Source organism: Cytobacillus gottheilii (assembly GCF_001636345.1).
GTDB classification, from domain to species: domain Bacteria; phylum Bacillota; class Bacilli; order Bacillales; family Cytobacillaceae; genus Cytobacillus; species Cytobacillus gottheilii.
The window spans coordinates 4088516-4106659 of record NZ_KV440945.1 but is presented as its reverse complement, the minus strand read 5'-3'; the positions used below and the strand labels follow the sequence as shown (position 1 = coordinate 4106659).

11 protein-coding genes and 1 pseudogene are annotated in these 18144 nt (G+C 40.1%); all 12 read left to right on the top strand.

From position 1 onward, the window contains the following. Positions 1-724: 724 nt before the first annotated feature. The 12 genes and pseudogenes from A6754_RS19975 to A6754_RS19925 all read left to right on the top strand — a co-directional run bounded on the left by A6754_RS19975 (position 725) and on the right by A6754_RS19925 (position 18141). Positions 725-2221 (top strand): AbgT family transporter, encoded by a 1497-nt coding sequence (locus tag A6754_RS19975; protein ID WP_180320298.1) that lies wholly within the window; start codon positions 725-727, stop codon positions 2219-2221. A gap of 312 nt (positions 2222-2533) precedes the next feature. Further along, positions 2534-4243 (top strand): serine hydrolase domain-containing protein, encoded by a 1710-nt coding sequence (locus A6754_RS19970; protein WP_066450085.1) that lies wholly within the window; start codon positions 2534-2536, stop codon positions 4241-4243. An 18-nt stretch (positions 4244-4261) separates the two neighbouring features. Further along, positions 4262-6349, top strand: a complete 2088-nt coding sequence (locus A6754_RS19965) for a glycoside hydrolase family 3 N-terminal domain-containing protein (RefSeq protein ID WP_066450084.1) — start codon at positions 4262-4264, stop codon at positions 6347-6349. Between the two features lie 74 nt (positions 6350-6423). Next, the gene (locus A6754_RS19960; RefSeq protein WP_066450082.1) at positions 6424-7677 is read left to right on the top strand and encodes an exo-beta-N-acetylmuramidase NamZ family protein; all 1254 of its coding nucleotides are present in this window, start codon (positions 6424-6426) and stop codon (positions 7675-7677) included. A gap of 200 nt (positions 7678-7877) precedes the next feature. Next, a pseudogene (locus A6754_RS23095) lies at positions 7878-8063 on the top strand (ABC transporter ATP-binding protein); the annotation flags it as partial. Next, positions 8063-9715: an ABC-2 transporter permease gene (locus A6754_RS19955; RefSeq protein WP_066450081.1), complete on the top strand. Its 1653-nt coding sequence runs from the start codon at positions 8063-8065 to the stop codon at positions 9713-9715. The pseudogene A6754_RS23095 and the gene A6754_RS19955, both read left to right, overlap by 1 nt. Positions 9716-10072: 357 nt before the next feature. Next, positions 10073-11185 carry a sugar ABC transporter substrate-binding protein gene (locus A6754_RS19950; RefSeq protein WP_066450076.1) on the top strand — a complete coding sequence of 371 codons (1113 nt, stop codon included), beginning with the start codon at positions 10073-10075 and terminating at the stop codon, positions 11183-11185. Positions 11186-11310: 125 nt separating this feature from the next. Next, the gene (locus tag A6754_RS19945; protein ID WP_066450074.1) at positions 11311-12831 is read left to right on the top strand and encodes an ATP-binding cassette domain-containing protein; all 1521 of its coding nucleotides are present in this window, start codon (positions 11311-11313) and stop codon (positions 12829-12831) included. Between the two features lie 12 nt (positions 12832-12843). Then, entirely contained in the window at positions 12844-14016 is a 1173-nt protein-coding gene (locus tag A6754_RS19940) for a sugar ABC transporter permease (protein WP_066450072.1), read from the top strand. Between the two features lie 189 nt (positions 14017-14205). Then, positions 14206-15180, top strand: a complete 975-nt coding sequence (locus tag A6754_RS19935) for a sugar ABC transporter substrate-binding protein (RefSeq protein WP_066450069.1) — start codon at positions 14206-14208, stop codon at positions 15178-15180. Further along, entirely contained in the window at positions 15180-16643 is a 1464-nt protein-coding gene (locus tag A6754_RS19930) for a sensor histidine kinase (protein ID WP_066450067.1), read from the top strand. Before A6754_RS19935 ends, A6754_RS19930 begins: the two co-directional genes overlap by 1 nt. Further along, complete coding sequence (locus A6754_RS19925) at positions 16618-18141, top strand: response regulator (protein ID WP_066450063.1); 1524 nt, start codon at positions 16618-16620, stop codon at positions 18139-18141. Before A6754_RS19930 ends, A6754_RS19925 begins: the two co-directional genes overlap by 26 nt. Positions 18142-18144: the final 3 nt, after the last annotated feature.

Below are 18144 nucleotides of genomic sequence, written 5' to 3'. Positions count from 1 at the left end.
CTCCCCGCGGAAAGCGAGGGTCCGCAGCGCAATGGAACAGTCTTGATTAAATACCGAAATTGAGATATTGAATATTCGTGTTTTAGAAATATTAATTTCATTTTGTACCAGCCTAAATTTTATACAGCTTTTTATAAATTTGGTCTTGGTAAAATCTTTTTTCAAAATGGTTTTTTTCAAAGTATTTAAACAAGGAGTTAATTGCATTTTTTCACTAGAATTTTATTACAACTCTGCATCACCACAAGAAGTGATTGGCCGCAGCACAATGGAAGAACGAACAGCAAACTACGATTAATCCTTTTTATAGAATAATTATTAAGCTCAGTCTCAGTCACTGTGAACAATATGAATAAATTTTGTATATTTCGTGTATAGAAATACTTTTCATATAATTAGACATTCATTACTTTTATATAAGATTACATATTATATTTACTGGAGAGCTTTAACTAAGAGATTAAGCCGTACGCTTAAAAAATCTACTGGATATGTAGAAAAAATATGAATCTAACCGAAAATAGTACGGACTTTAATCGCTAAAGAGAAATTAACTCTAAACACTTTTATAATATTTATAACTATATTACTATTTTGAATACTTCCATATCTATTCCATTCTATGAAACTATTGTCTATACTAACTTATGTATAAAAATTATTTTTTTTATTAAATTGAAGGGTAGGTTTAATCTTGGAAAAAGCTCAAAAGAACGGTTTCGTTATGCGTTTTCTAAATGTAATTGAGCGTGTCGGCAACAAACTGCCAGACCCGGTTACATTGTTTTTCTTTTTTGCTGTAGCAGTAGTTGTTTTGTCTGCTATCTTTGCTTCTGCTGGCCTTAAAGTAGAAGACCCGCTGAATGCAGGAGAAATGATAGAAGTCAAAAACCTATTAAACTCAGAAGGGATCTTATACCTTTTTGAAAGCGCAGTCTCTAACTTCACTGGATTTACTCCACTCGGCACAGTTCTTGTGACCATGCTGGGGATTGGAATTGCAGAACGTTCAGGACTGATTAGTGCGGCTCTTCGCGGCCTTGTAACATCTGTACCGCGCGTACTTATGACAGCTGCTTTAGTATTTGGCGGTGTTATGTCAAGTATGGCTGCTGATGCTGGTTATGTTGTCTTAACTCCTCTTGGAGCGGTATTATTTGCAGGTCTTGGACGACATCCATTGGCAGGACTTGCGGCAGCATTTGCAGGGGTTTCCGGCGGATTCAGCGCCAACTTACTGTTGACTTCATTGGACCCGCTATTAGGCGGCTTAACAATGGATTCAGCAGCAATCATTGATCCGGAGTATGCAGCAGGCATGAATTATGCCATGAACTACTATTTCATGATTGCCTCTGTTTTCCTTATTACCATAGTTGGTACGATTATTACTGATAAGATTGTTGAGCCTCGTCTGGGCACATATAAAGGAAATGTCACTGAAGATGTTTCCTATCTAAAGCCAGAAGAGAAAAAAGGTTTATGGGGAGCATTATTATCTTTAATTGTAACGGGTATTGCTATTGCACTATTGGTTATCCCATCTTGGGGACCATTACGTGCAGGACAAGAAAACTTTGTTGATACTCCATTTTTAGGTGTGCTTGTGCCTGTAATCCTTATCATGTTTTTCATCCCTGGTTTGGTGTACGGAAGAATTACCAAATCAATCAAAAATGATAAAGATGTAGCTAGCCAGCTGGCAGATACCATGTCAACAATGGGCTCTTACATTGTATTGGCATTTGTTGCCTCTCAATTCGTGGCGTATTTTACTGAATCAAATCTTGGAACTGTCCTTGCCGTTAAGGGTGCTGACCTAATTGACGCAACAGGCTTTACGGGCATTCCGCTGATTCTGACATTTATTGTGATCTCAGGCTTCATCAATTTATTTATCGGAAGTGCCTCAGCTAAATGGGCAATTATGGCTCCGGTATTTATTCCAATGATGATGCTGTCAGGTTATTCACCTGAGTTTACTCAGCTGGTTTACCGTATTGCTGATTCAACAACGAATGTTATTTCGCCATTAATGCCGTATTTTGCAATCGTCATCGCGTTTGCGCAGAAGTACGATAAAAAGGTTGGTATTGGTACCTTGATTTCTACTATGCTTCCATACTCCATCGCATTTACAATCGCTTGGGTAGGGATGCTGTTAATTTGGATGCTGACAGGTATTCCAATTGGAACTGATTCACCAATTTACTACCCATAAAAACTCAGAACCTGTTCTTTCTTAATGAAAGGCAGGTTCTTTTTTTATGATGAAAGGATGTGTGATGACCATTGAAGGGGACGTCCTGTCTGGCAGGTATACTACCAAGTCATCTCCGCTTCTTGTATGTTTGGAAAACGATATGGCAAGTATATATACGTTTATGAATTTTAGAAGTTATTTCACTCTCTAGATAATTAGAACCATCTGAATTTTAAGACTATTTTGGTATAGACAACTATACTATTATTTCGATACCCTAAAAGGGAAGCACAAATGTAAGTGCTGTCATAAATAAATGGAGGTGTGCCAATGAAAAGAAAAGCAATGACTGTTGCCGCAATTTTATTCACTACATCCGTTTTAATGTCAGGAGCAGATCCCGTTATGGCTCAACATCCATTAAATGAACCTCCGGGGATGGAATTCATGGAAAAAAAGAAAAAAACTAGTCAAAGAATGCATCCGCTATTTTCCTGGGATCGTCCAGGACCCATTTCGCCTGTTTTGCATAAAGGTTCACCGCGCAGTGCAGGAATGATGAATCAGCCTCTAAAGGAAATGGATCCGGCAATAGAAGCGCTGATTGAAGAAGGAGCGATGCCTGGTGCAGTAGCCTTTGTGGCAAGGAGAGGGCATATTGTAAAGCATGAGGCTTATGGAAACGCCTATCAGTATACCGATGGAGAGTTCACTGAAGCAGACAATCCTATATCAATGAAAGAGGATACGATTTTTGACGTGGCTTCCATCAGCAAAATTTTTACAACTGTAGCCGCAATGAAGCTATATGAAGAAGGGGAATTTCAATTAGATGATCCTGTTTCTCACTATATTCCCGAGTTTGAGCAGAATGGAAAAGAAGCAGTTACGATCAGACAGCTTATGACGCATACTTCTGGATTTGAACCTGGAATTCCACTGTATTCTCAAGCGAATAGCCGTGATGAAAGATTACAGCTTGTATTTTCGCATGATTTAGAAGCAGAACCTGGCACTCAGTATACGTATAGTGATTTAAATATGATTACACTTGGTGCGTTAGTGGAACGGCTTTCAGGTGATCGACTCGATGTGTTTGTTAAAAAGTATATTACTGGACCATTAGGGATGAAAAATACTATGTACAACCCGCCTGAATCACTGAAGCCCCGCATTGCTGCGACAGAAGATCAGTCCTCAATTGGAAGAGGTCTTGTATGGGGTGAGGTGCATGATGAAAATGCCTGGTCACTTGAGGGAGTAGCTGGTCATGCTGGTGTATTTTCAACAGCAGAGGATTTAGGCAAACTGGCTCATATGTTTATAAATGAGGGCGAATATGCCGGCAAGCAGATCTTGAAGGCTGAGACCGTGAAGCTGCTGGAGGAAAATCAGAATGAAGCTTTTCCTGGAGATGATCATGGTCTCGGCTGGGAGCTGGGGCAAGGCTGGTATATGGATGCCTTATCAGAAGGCAGTACTTTAGGGCATACAGGATATACTGGAACTTCAATTGTAGTAAACAAAAATAACGCTACCATCAGCATTCTGCTGACAAACCGAGTTCATCCAACCCGTGAGACGGTTTCAACAAACCCTGCCAGAAGACAGGTTGCCAGATTAACAGCAGACGCCATTCCTGTGGCAATGCCTTCTAAAAAGAAAGCGTGGTTTTCTGGCTATGGTGATGAGCTTAATCGCACCTTGACTGCCGAAGTTGAGGCGGAAAAAGGTGCAGTATTAACTTTTGATACTTGGTACAGAATTGAGAATGAGAGCGATTATGGATACATTGAGGTTTCAAAAGATGGTGAGAATTGGACGGCTATTGGAGCTCCTTACACAGGAACCAGTATTGATTGGAAGAAGAGCACAGTGCTGATCCCGAAAGGAAGCAACTATATCCGCTTCCGTTATGATACAGATGCGACTGTAAACGGACGAGGCTGGTATATCCATGACGCAATGATTAAGCAGCCAAATGGAAAGGACATGAAATTGAAACTATCAACCGATGGCTGGGAAAAAAGAAGATATTAAACAGAGGAGGCACTCTTCATGAAAAACTTCTTAAAGAATGGACTTGTAGGTATCCTGACAATATTGCTCCTTGCTTCTATGGCACTGCCAGCTGGAGTACAGGCAGCCAAGAGCAAAACAAAAGATCTTATTATATTGGAAAATGTGCCTGACTTAGATCGACAGCCGGCTGATGGTTATAAACTGACTGTCCTTAATGTCTATAACGATGGCCAGTTCAAAACAGTCAATAACGAAACATTAAAATGGAAGTCTTCTAATAAAAATGTTGCAACTGTTAGCAGCGATGGTGAGATTACATTTACCGGCAAACAAGGAAATACGTTTATTACAGTATCAGCCGGCAAGGATCGTGATCGAATTGCCATTCAATTCAAAGGAAATCACAAATCCAAAGAACCATTTTTTAAGAAAGAAAAAGGTAAGCAATATGATCTAATTGCAAAGTCTATTAGCTCCATGACCATTGAAGAGAAAGTCGGGCAAATGCTTATGCCGGATTTCAGAACTTGGGATGGGAAAAATGTAACTGAAATGCTTCCTGAAATCGAACAGCTCGTTAAGGATTACCATCTTGGCGGAGTTATTCTTTTCAGAGAAAATGTTGTGACAACAGAGCAAACAGCCAGACTGGTTTCTGCCTATGAAGAAGCTTCTGAAAAATATGGACTTCTAATGACTATTGATCAGGAGGGCGGTATCGTTACCCGTCTTCAATCAGGCACCGACATGCCGGGCAATATGGCATTAGGAGCGACCCGCTCTGCTGAAGTGGCGGAAAAAGTTGGGCATGCAATCGGTGAAGAATTGAACGCCCTTGGTTTTAACATGAATTTTGCACCCGTATTAGATGTAAACAACAACCCTGATAACCCGGTGATTGGCGTACGTTCGTTTGGAGAAGATCCTGAGCTTGTCGCCGAAATGGGTGTTGCATATACAAAAGGCATGCAGGCATCAGGTGTGGCAGCAACGGCCAAGCACTTTCCTGGACATGGAGATACAGCGGTAGATTCACACCTAGGACTGCCAGAGGTTCCGCATGACCTAGAAAGATTAAAAGAAGTAGAACTGTATCCATTCCAAAAAGCAATGGAGGCAGAAATTGATGCGATCATGACCGCACATGTCACATTTCCGAACATTGACAATACAAAAGTGATTTCGCAAAAAACGGGAGAAGAAATTTCACTTCCGGCAACATTATCTTATAAAGTGCTGACTGAACTGATGAGAGACGAGATGGGATATGAAGGGGTTATTACCACCGATGCCATGAATATGAAAGCCATCGCGGATCATTTTGGGCCTGTTGATGCGGCAATCAGAGCAGTGAAAGCGGGAACAGATATTGTTCTTATGCCTGTTGGCTTGCAGGAGGTTGCCGAAGGACTTGTAGAGGCAGTGAAAACAGGTGAAATTTCTGAAAACCGAATTGAAGCATCTGTAGAGCGAATCTTAAAGTTAAAGCTTGACCGGGGGGTAATCAAGCAGGAAAAGCCGCAGTCCATTGAAGATAAAATTGCAAATGCGGTGCAAGTAGTTGGCTCTGAAGAACATAAACAAATCGAAAAAGAAGCGGCACAGCAATCCATTACATTGGTTAAAAATGATAACGGCGCTCTTCCGCTTCATCCTGATGGAAACAAAAAAATTGCTGTAGTAGGCAGCAACTATATTGGCGAGCTTGGTGATGCAATTAAAAAGTATCATCAGAATGCAGACGTTATTACAGTAGCATCAAACTTTGTACTAACCGATGAACAGAAAGAAACGATTGCTAATGCAGATGCTGTCATAGTCGGTTCACATACATCCAATGTAGCTGGCCGCACTTACGACCATCCGCAGATGAAGATGGTCCGTGATATTTCAGCCCAGACAGAGGTGCCAGTCATTGCAGTTGGAATTCGCAACCCATACGATATCATGTCTTTCAATGAAGTGGATGCTTACATCGCGCAATATGGGTTTAGAACGGCCAGCTTCCAGGCTTCTGCAGCAGCTATTTTCGGTGAGATCAATCCAAGCGGTCAATTGCCTGTTACCATACCTGATCTTGACGGAAATACATTATATGAATTTGGCCATGGATTGAACTTTTAAAAAGTTTTTTAGGAACAGCGGCTTCGTAAGTGGAGTCTGCTGTTTCTGGGAATCAATTGAGGGGAGATGCTTGAATGAAGAAATGGATCATTTTCTTAATAACCATTACATTAGTGCTTTCCGGTTTAGCAGGCGTTTCAGCGAAGAATGACAAGAAAAAGAAGGGGAAAAGCTTCCAATTAGGCGTTGAGGTGTTATTAGATAAAGAAAAGGATTTAATCAAAGGTAAAAAAGTCGGCTTAATTACGAATCCAACAGGCGTTGATCAATCATTAAACAGCATTGTTGATGTATTGCACGAGGATCCAGAAACAGATCTTGTTGCATTATACGGACCTGAACATGGAGTAAGGGGAAGTGCACAGGCAGGAGAATATGTTGAATATTATATTGATGAAAAAACCGGCTTGCCTGTTTACAGCTTATATGGCGCAACGAGAAAACCGACACCAGAAATGCTCGAAGGAGTAGATGTTCTGCTATTTGATATCCAGGATGTAGGGACCCGATTCTACACGTATATATACACAATGGCTTATGCGATGGAAGCAGCAAAGGAAAACGATATTCCCTTTGTTGTTCTGGATAGGCCCAATCCTCTCGGGGGATTAAAGGTAGAGGGACCTGTACTGGATATGGAATATTCTTCTTTTATAGGCAATTACGCTATTCCGCTCCGTCACGGGATGACAGTTGGGGAACTGGCAAAGCTCTTTAACGAAGAATTTGAAATTGGTGCAGATTTGCAGGTGGTTGAAATGAAAGGCTGGAAGCGGAGTATGTATTATGATGATACGCCTCTGGAATTTATCATGCCATCTCCAAATATGCCAACCTTGGATACAGCATTAGCTTATCCTGGCGGTGCTTTAATCGAGGGAACCAATATATCTGAAGGCCGCGGCACTACGAAGCCATTCGAACTAATTGGTGCACCTTTTATCAATGGCGATGACCTTGCTAAAGTTTTAAATGAAAAGAAGTTGCCTGGAGTAACATTCAGAGCTGCCTCTTTCACACCGACATTCTCTAAGCACGCAGGCAGTCTTTCACATGGAGTCCAAATCCATATTACCGATCGTGATGACTTTAAGCCAGTTGAAGCAGGCTTGCAAATGGTTAAAACAATTCATGACTTATATCCGGATCAATTTGAATTCAGAGCCGAAAACAGCAGCGGAATCTCCTTTTTCGACCAGCTAATCGGCAATGGATGGGTACGCGAAGACATTGAATCAGGAAAGTCTGTGGAAGAAATGAAAGACAAATGGGAAAACGAATTACGTTCATTTTTAAAAGTAAGAAAGCAGTTTTTACTATATAAGTAAGTGTGATGAGAATCTGAGGTAGAAGGTAAACCCGAACTATGGTTAAAAGAGTTCGGGTTTTTGTTTTTTAAGGAAGAAAGGATGACAAGGTGGTGGTCTAAGTTGGTTTAAGGGAGGATGAAAGTGCTCGTTAGGTGTGGGAAAAGGAGGTGGGGGGCATAAAGGGCGGGTGAAAGTGCCCTCCAGCAGAGCAAAAGAGTGAGAAAATCAGCAGCCGCATTATCCTGCTGAATGATGGGAGAATTGCAGCAGATGGCACGTTTGAACAACTGCAAGCAGGGCATATGGGCGGCTCGCTTGAAGGTATTTTTAATCAATTGACAGGCTTTAATAATCATAAGGAAATTGGCGAAAGATTTGTTTCCGTTGTTCAAGAGGTGCAGTAATGGACGATTTTAAAACCTTACAGCTGCTTGATAAATTTCAGGTTTTGTTTGCGAAAATCGGTGTGGATTATACTGCCATGAGAAAAATTCTCCAGATCAAACTGACCATGGATGAGCGCAGAGTACCGACTTTTTTTAATCAAGATGCCAACAAAAAAGGGCAAGAGGACAAAAAGTATGGATACATGAAATCACTATGGATTTATGTTCTTATTGGTCTTGTTCTAATTCCTTTTATGGGTTTTGGAGACAGTTATCTGTTTCAGCTTAGTATTGCTTATGCCATTATTATTTTTATGATTATGACGTCGATGATTGCTGATTTTTCCAATGTCTTACTTGATGTTAGAGATCGAAGCATTTTATTAACAAAGCCGATTTCTGCCAAAACAATCAATGCGGCTAAGTTTATGCATATTTTCATTTATTTATCTTATTTATCGATCGCTTTGACAGCCATTCCGCTTGTGGTTAGCCTATTTAGGCAAGGAATCTTCTTTTTCCTTATAACCATTATAGAATTGTTCCTTATTAATATATTTATTGTTGTTATCACAGCAATCTTATATATTGCCATTTTGAAGTTTTTTGATGGAGAAAAGCTAAAAGATATGATTAATTATGTGCAAATTGGCTTATCTTTAGTGCTGATGGTGGGGTATCAATTCCTTGCCAGGTCTTTTGAATTTGTCGATTTAAATATGGTGGCAGATTATCATTGGTGGAGCATTTTCCTTATTCCCATGTGGTTTGCGGCACCTTACGAATTATTGCTGAATGGAAATACTTCCATTATGACAATTGCTTTTAGCACTTTAGCTATCGTCGTTCCTATTATATCCATCTGGCTATATATGAAACTTATTCCGACATTTGAGCGAAATCTGCAGAAACTCTTAAGTTCAAGCAAATCAAAAAAAGAAAGAAAAAATCATCTCAAAGAATTGCTGTTAAAAATCATTTGCAAAACGAACGATGAAAGAGCTTTCTATCGCTTTACGTCCTTAATGATGAAGCAGGAGCGGGAGTTTAAGCTGAAGGTCTATCCATCACTAGGTTTTTCATTGGTAATTCCATTTATCTTTATATTTAACGTTGCAGCTGGCGGGGAAGCTGATTTCACAGAAAGTGTCAGCTATCTGAATATTTATTTCAGTATGCTGATTATCCCAACGACAGTGCTCATGTTAGGCTATTCGAGTAAGTATAAGGCTTCCTGGGTGTATAAAATTTTTCCGATTGACGATTATACCAATTTACGTAAAAGTAGTTTAAAAGCCTTTTTAATTTCGCTTTATATTCCGCTATATATTGTTTTAGGCATTATTTTCTGCATCATTTATGGAACAAGAATTATTCCGGACTTAGCAGCTGTTCTCGTGGCAGGCTTCCTATATACAGTGATTTGTTATGTTAGTTTTGGGAGTAGGATTCCTTTTTCGAAACCCTTTGAAGAAGTGGGCAATTCTCAAGGGTGGAAATCATTTATATTGTTCATTCCTGTTGGACTATTAGCAGGCGGGCATTATTTAGCAATTAATCAGCTGAGCTACGGTTCGTATCTATACTTAGGCATCTTATTAATTGCTAACTTTATAGTTTGGAAAGCGGTATTTAGGAAACAGAGGAAAAATTTAAGAGTTTCTGCCTAGGTTGATTTCCACTTCAGGCAGCTCGCTTTCCGCGGGGCGGGAGGTGAGCCGCCTCGGCGCATCATGCGCCTGTGGGGTCTCACCTTCCCACTCGTCCCACAGGAGTCTCGCAGCCTTCCGCTTCAATCAACCAACTTAACATAGCGTGATCCTGCTTTATTAATAAGTAATAATTATTAAATATATATTTCCCATTAAAACTTCCTGTATAAACCCTCCTCTAACCTATAAACCTCTAACAATAAAAAAATCCAGTTAATGCTAAAAGATTACTATTGATAACGCTTACAAACTAAACCCCTGCCGAAATATAATGAAAAGTGTAAACAGACAAACAATTTTGAAAGGGGTTTCAGAATGAGAAAACGATTAAAGAGATTGTCCTTATTGCTTGTTTTTACACTTTTTGCAGCGATGCTTGCAGCTTGCAGCAGCGGTGCAGGCGGAAGCAGCAGCGGAGTAGATGTTGGGATTGTCCTGCCGACAAAGGATGAACCAAGATGGGTTCAGGATGAAGAACGTTTCAAAGCTGCTTTAGATGATTCTGACTACACAACTGAAATACTATTCAGCCAAGGCTCTTCAGCAAAAGAAAAAGAAAATGTGGAAACATTGATCAGCAAAGGCATTGATGTTCTCATTATCTGTCCGCAAGACGGTGATGCAGCGGCATCAGCTGTAGAAGCTGCTAAGAAAGAAGGCATTACGGTTATTGCATATGACCGTCTCATTACGAATACAGACGCAGTAGATTATTATGTAACATTTGATAGCGTTGCTGTTGGTGCGGCACAAGGTCAATATTTAATCGATCAAGCATCAGGCACAGATGTACCGCTTTACTTGTATGCAGGAGCAGCAACAGACAATAATGCATTCTTATTCTTTGAAGGAGCATGGAGCACTCTTCAGCCTAAAATCGCTGACGGCACTTTTAAAATTGCCAATTCAAGTGAAGCAGAAGCGCTAAAAGACAAGGCAGAGCTTACACGCGATGAAATGAGTAAAATTCTTGGCCAGGTAACAACAAACTGGGATCCAAATGAAGCAAAAAATAAAGCGCAAACGAACTTAACTGCTGTTGGAGCTGATATGAAGGGCGATATTTCAATCCTTGCACCTAATGATGGAACATCTCGTTCAATTGCAGATGTGTTTGCTTCTGATGGTGATATTTCTTCTTACACAGTGACAGGGCAGGATGCAGAAAAAGCGTCCATTCAATATGTCATTGATGGCAAACAATCTATGACCGTTTTTAAAGATGTACGTACCCTTGTAACAGATGCAATGGGAATGGCGATTTCAATTCTAGACGGTGATACACCTGAAACAACAGGTTCTTATGATAATGGCGCAGTTGAAGTCAAAGCAAAGCAGACAAACGTCATTGTCGTGGACCAAGAAAATGTGCAGAAGGAATTAATTGATTCAGAGTATTACGAGGCAAGCGAATTTACAGGACTGTAAGATTGCTGGTGGCAGGTAGTGATAGAGCAATCTATCACTATTTCGCCATTCTAAGCCCCTTGCTGGTGAAGAATGTGAACGGGTGAAGTGATGTACACATCCGCTTAGGTGATAGGAGTGAAAGTATGGCTCAAAATATTCTAGAAATGAACTCAATTTCAAAAAGCTTTACGGGTGTCAAAGCTTTAAGCAATGTTAGCTTTAAAGTAGAAAAAGGAGAAATTCATTGTTTAATAGGTGAAAATGGTGCTGGGAAATCAACCTTAATGAAGGTGCTCAGCGGTGTGTATCCTTATGGAACATATGAAGGCGATATCGTTTTTGAAGGAAAAGTACAGCAGTTTCATAAAATAAGCGATAGTGTAAAAGAGGGAATTGCCATTATCTATCAGGAGCTGGCCTTATTCCCGGATTTAACAGTCTATGAAAATATTTTTGCCGGCAATGAAGTGAAAAATGGCGGTGTCATTGATTGGAATCAGACCATTGTTGAAGCGAAAAAAATGCTTCAAAAAGTGAATTTACAGGTGAATCCAGAAACGCTTGTGAAGGATTTAGGTGTTGGGAAACAGCAGCTTGTAGAAATCGCTAAGGCACTAACGAAAGATGTAAAGCTGCTGATTTTAGATGAACCAACAGCCGCTCTCAATGAAGATGACAGTGAAAACCTCCTAAATCTCTTATCGGAGTTAAAGGACCAGGGAATTACAAGTATTATGATTTCTCATAAACTCAAAGAAGTTATCTCAATTGCTGATAAAGCAACAGTGCTGAGAGATGGAGAGACCGTCTGCACACTTGATGCGATGAAGGGTGAAATATCAGAGAGCGTCATTATTAAAAATATGGTTGGCCGCGAAATCGATGATATTTATCCAAAGAGACCAAAACACACTTCAGAAGAGAAAATTCTGGAGCTGCATAATTGGTCTGCTTATGATCCGCAATTAGGCAGAAATGTCGTTAAAAACGTCAATCTTCATGTTAAGCGGGGAGAGATTATCGGTATTGCGGGCTTGATGGGCTCCGGGCGCACAGAACTGGCTCTTAGCGTTTTTGGAAATGCCAATTCGTATAAGCTTCAAGGGGACTTAATGGTCAATGGAGAGTTAAAAGAATTTAAGCATACAAGTGATGCGATTCAAGCTGGATTAGCATATGTGACAGAGGACCGAAAGGGAGATGGACTTTTCCTTCTTCAGGATATTAAAAACAATATTTCTGCAGCCAATCTGCATCATATCGCTTCTGGCGGGGTGATTAATGATAATGAGGAAATCAAAGTTGCTGAAAGCTATAAAAAGTCACTATATATAAAAGCTTCTTCTATTGAACAGAATGTTGGCAAGTTAAGCGGCGGCAATCAGCAAAAGGTGTCACTTGCAAAGTGGCTGTTTGTAGGGCCGAAGCTGCTGATCTTAGATGAACCAACAAGAGGGATTGATGTTGGAGCTAAGTTTGAGATTTATTCGGTTATGAATGAGCTGATTGAAAACGGATTAAGTATTATCATGATTTCCTCTGAACTGGGAGAAGTGCTGGGGATGAGTGATCGGGTGTATGTGATGGCACAGGGAGAGATCAAAGGTGAGCTTTCAATAGCAGAGGCCGATCAAGAGAAAATCATGGAACTCGCAACGCAATAGGAGGTTAAACAGATGAACTTATTTAACGAAGCAAAAACGCTCGTTAGTGAAAATATTCGTGATTATGGCATGTATATTGCTTTATTCGTTATTATTTTGACGTTTTCGATTATGACGGACGGCCTTTTCATGTCTTCCCGCAACATTAGTAATCTATTAGATTCAGCAGGTTATATTGCCGTTCTTGCTGTCGGGATGACACTTGTGATTGTCATCCGGCATATTGATCTATCAGTTGGTTATGCAGCTGGATTTCTTGGCGCCATTGCCGCAATTTTATTAACACAGGCCGGTGTGTCCGTGTTTTTAACCATTCCAATCATTTTAATTCTTGGGGTAATGGTGGGACTGTTAAATGGGGTCCTTGTTGCCAAAATTGGGATTCCTTCTTTTGTGGCCACATTGGCAGGGATGCTCATTTTCCGCGGAGCGTTATTGCAGGTAACTGAAAAAACTGGAACCATTATTATTCAAGATGATACGTTTAATGCGATTGGAAATGGCTATATCCCATCTCTGCTGCAAGTCAGCGGGCTGCATCTGCTCTCTATTTTAGTCGGGATTGCCGGTATTTTATTTTATATTTATAGTGAGTTCTCCAACAGAAAAAATAAAATTAAGTATGAATTTGAGGTTGTTTCAAAAGGTATCTTTGTCTTAAAATTAGTCTTTGTTTCGGCAATTATTGCCTATATTACATGGATTTTAGCCGGATATAATGGTTTTTCATGGACAGTGATCATTATGCTGCTTGTCGTAATACTTTATCACTTTCTTACAACGAAGACCGTGCTGGGACGTCATATTTATGCGGTGGGAAGCAATCCAGAAGCAGCACATCTGAGCGGTATGAATGTCAAAAAGATTACTTATATTGTATTTGGTTCGATGGGGATGCTGGCGGCTCTTTCAGGTATTTTGTTTACGGCACGGCTGCAGTCTGCGACGACAACAGCAGGAACTTTATTTGAACTGGATGCAATTGCTGCTGCATACGTAGGCGGGGTTTCTTCTGCTGGCGGTGTTGGAAAGGTAACAGGTGCCATCATTGGTGCAATTGTTATGGCTTCACTGACAAATGGGATGAACTTGCTTGGTGTCGGGATTTCGTATCAATATATGATCCGCGGCGGAGTGCTTGCTGGAGCAGTTATTTTTGATGTTATGACAAGGAAAAAAAGATAGATTGCAAGGGGGGCTATAAAAATAAGTCCCCTTTATTATTTCATCTAGATAAAAGCTAGACCCCAAATCTGATAATCCTCGAATTGTGCACCTGGTCGGCCTATTTTATCCAAAAATACTAATATCCAAATTTTTTATGGTCATGATAAAATGATCTTAGATTCGCATAGGGGGAAGGGGTCATTTCGATTGCGAAAAAAAGCGGCTCTTATTTTGCTGATCAGTGTATTGATTACACTGTGTTTTTTAACAGTAGATTCTGCGAAGAAAATTCTTCGCTCAGATTCACAGAAAATCAGCTCGATAAAAGGAGAGGAACAGCGAAGACTCGTATTAATTACTCAAGATTTAGATACGCCCTTTTGGGATGGAGTTGCCGGCGGCGCAGCACAGCAGGCTGAAGAGGAGCTTGTTAGCCTTGAGGTTTGGGGCAGTTATAATAATAATGAACAAGAATTTCTAAAAAAAATAGATATTGCTATACAATCAAAGGTTGATGGTTTAATTCTCCAAGGGTTAGATACAGAAGAGTTTAAAGAAATGACGAAAGTGAAAGCATCCTTTTATGGCATTCCGGTTATAACGATCGCTAATGATGTGCCAATGACAGAAAGTCTTCGTAAAACTTATGTAGGATCAGATCAATTCAAGGCCGGAAAAATGCTGGCATCAAGTTTAATTCAGGATATGGGCCAGGCTGGAAGTGTCGTGCTGCTGTATGATAGTCATTCTGAATTTTATCAGGAGGAAAGGCTGCGCGGTATACAGGATGAATTCAGCCAATATCCGGATATTAAGCTCGTTCTAACGGAAACAGCACATACGCGAGAACCCGTTATTGCTGCTACACAGGGGGTATTAAACACGTACCCGGATGCAAAAGCATTTATTGCATTAAATGGGAAGATGGCAGGGCCGATGATTCAAGAGATTAGTAAACGTTTTCAAATAAAACCAATGTTTCTTTACACCTTTGACGATGGTCCAGAACTTCAGCCGCTGCTTGAAGAGGAAAAACTGGATGGCATCGTAAAACAAGATCCGGAAATGATGGGTAAAATTGGTGTTCAAAGGCTCCTTGAGTGGTTAGATGGGGAAACCGTTCCGCTGAATATCAATGGATACTATACAGATATTCACATTGTGAAAGCAGGAAACATGTAATGAGCAGTATTCAAAGAAATATATTAATGTTAACAACGATTGTTATGGTTTTTATGTCGACAATTTGGATAACGCTTACATACTACAATTATAAAACGCATAATCAATATAATGATATTCTGCAGCGATATTTAATCATGAATGAAATGACGAATGCCACTCAGCAAGTAATCACAGACTTGAACAACTATCTGCTGGATCCTGCGGAGGTCAAGCTTGCCCAATTGAATGACAGCATGGCACATATAGAAGAAACGAAAGATGAAGTATCCACTTTAAGCAATGCAGAAAATCAATTTACGTTAACCAATTATATGCATATGATTGATAGTTTTACAGAGACCACTGATCGGCTGCTTCTGTTTTACGGAGAAAAAGATAATGAAGCATACACGAAGGAATTTTCAGAGGCGACAAGGATTTCAACTTATATCTCAGAAATGACGTTAACTTTATTAGATCAAGAGCTTAAAACGTATGATCGGTTTTACCGCGGCATTATTGCACAATCGGAGGAAGTGCTGAAACTGGGATTATGGATATTGCTCCTGATTACACTTTTGCTGCTTGTGGCGACTTATTGGTTTTCTTTAAGTATTACAAAACCAGTCTTGCAGCTGACGAAAGCAGCAAACGAGTTATCCAAAGGAAGGTTCGATTTGCCAATTGAAATAAAAACAAAGGGAGAAATTGCTTTTTTAGCGAAAACCTTTGATCGGATGCGAATCAATATTAATGGGTTTATTTCCGAAATGAAACATAAAGCTCAGCTTGAACGGGAGCTGCAGCAAAGTAAAATTCTTCTGCAGGAAAGTCAATTTAGAGGCTTGCAGAGTCAAATAAATCCGCATTTTTTATTCAATACACTAAATACCCTTTCGAAAAAAGCGTATCTCGAAGGTTCAGAGGAGACAAGTAATCTTCTAGTAAGTGTGGCAGGGATTCTTCGCTATAACTTAAAACAGCTGGACCGCTCTGTTTCATTGCAAGAAGAAGTACTGGTACTGCAGCAATATATGGATATTCAAAAGGCGCGCTTTACAGATCGCCTTCAGCTGCATATCGACGTTGATCCTGCATGTCTGAATGTGCCAATTCCAGCATTAACGCTGCAGCCGATTATTGAGAATGCTGTGATTCATGCAGTTGAACCAAATATTGAAGGCGGGGTTATCTATTTCCGCATAAAAGAGGAAGGTGGCTTTGTCCTCGTAGAAATAGAGGATAACGGAAATGGGATGCCAGAAGAAAAAATTCAGCAAATCCTTGAAGAGCGGCCAGTTCAGACAGAAGGTCATTCAACTGGAATTGGATTTCCGAATGTTGTAAAAAGACTGCGGCTATTTTATGGATGCGAAGATGTCATTGAGATCATAAGTGAGAAAGGAAGCGGGACGAAAGTGGTCTTGAAAATAAATAAGCAAGGAGTTGAATGTCATGATGAAACTCCTGTTGGTGGATGATGAGCAAATTGAAAGAGAAGGGATGCAGGCGATACTAGAGAACAGCTTCTCAACACTTCTAATTGAACAGGCCAGGAATGGGCAGGAGGCAGCTGAAATGGCCAGAACTTTTCATCCTGATCTGATTTTAATGGACATAAAAATGCCAGGGATCAATGGACTGGAAGCTGTAAAAATGATTAAAGATGAATTTCCTGACATTCAGTTTATTATGGTGACAGCTTATGATACAGTTGAATATTTACATCAGGCGATAAAGCTGGGGGTAAAGGATTATTTACTGAAACCCAGCCGTGCCAGTGATATCGTCTCTGTGGTTGGGAAGGTTTTGGAAAAAATTGAAGCTGAGCATCTTACTTTGGAAAAACGGAGGATTCAGCAGCAAAAAACCCTTGCGCTAGCTGAAACAGACATCATTACACAGCTTTTATTTGATCATGTTCACGATGTCCATGTTGATCTGCTTGTGGAGATGCTTGAAATTCCATATACGACGGATATGTATGTGATGCTGCTAATAGTGCCGGCAGGAGAAGAACATATTTATCCTTTGGTAAAAGAAAAAATTCGAAGCAGAAAAACGGGCTGGATCGGTGCCATATATGGAAATCAGCTTCCCATCATTATATGCTGTGATCATGAAAAAACATATCGGTCACAGGCGTTGAACCTTGCACGTGAACTAATATCTTTATCAAAAGCTAAAACAGATGGATGGTTTATCGGTATTGGCAGTGTATGTAAGAGTCTGAAAGAAATCCGACAGTCATATCAGCACGCATTAATCGCCACGATGGACACATCTCTTCCTGTGAAATATCGATTCTATGAGGATGTGCCTAAAATAGGAAATAAGAGTGATGGAAAGCCACGGATTCATCAGCGCAAAGAATTCTCAGATCAAATAAGATTGGGTCAGTGGGAATACATCAAACGGTATGTAAGTGAGATGATTACTTATTACGAAAAGAAAGGAACCTCCATTCACTCCACACAGCAGCGAGTACTCGAAGTGCTTTGGGTGGCTGCCCGTGTAATGAGTGAGCTTGGCATGGAAGTTGAAACACCTGTCTATTCGTATGAGTTAAAAAATGTCAGTGAGCTTAAGAGAGCTACTGACCATATGTTTGAAGGAATGAAACAATTATATGTGATCCATTATGATCGTCTTGAAGCAGACACGTTCCACAAACTGAAACAATATATTTTTGAACATTCACATGAAGATATCTCTCTCGAATATTTAGGGCAGCTTGTTGAATTAAGTCCCATCTATATTAGTAAAATGTTTAAGGAAAAGCTAGGGATAAATTATATTGATTTTTTAACACAATGCCGTATGGAGAAGGCAAAAGGCTTATTAGGAGATTCAAAGAAAAGTATAAAAGAAATCACCTTTGAAACGGGTTATCATGACCCCAACTATTTTAGCAAGGTGTTTAAAAAAATGTGCGGCATTACACCGATGGAATATCGTAAATCAGTGCTCCGAAAATAAGAA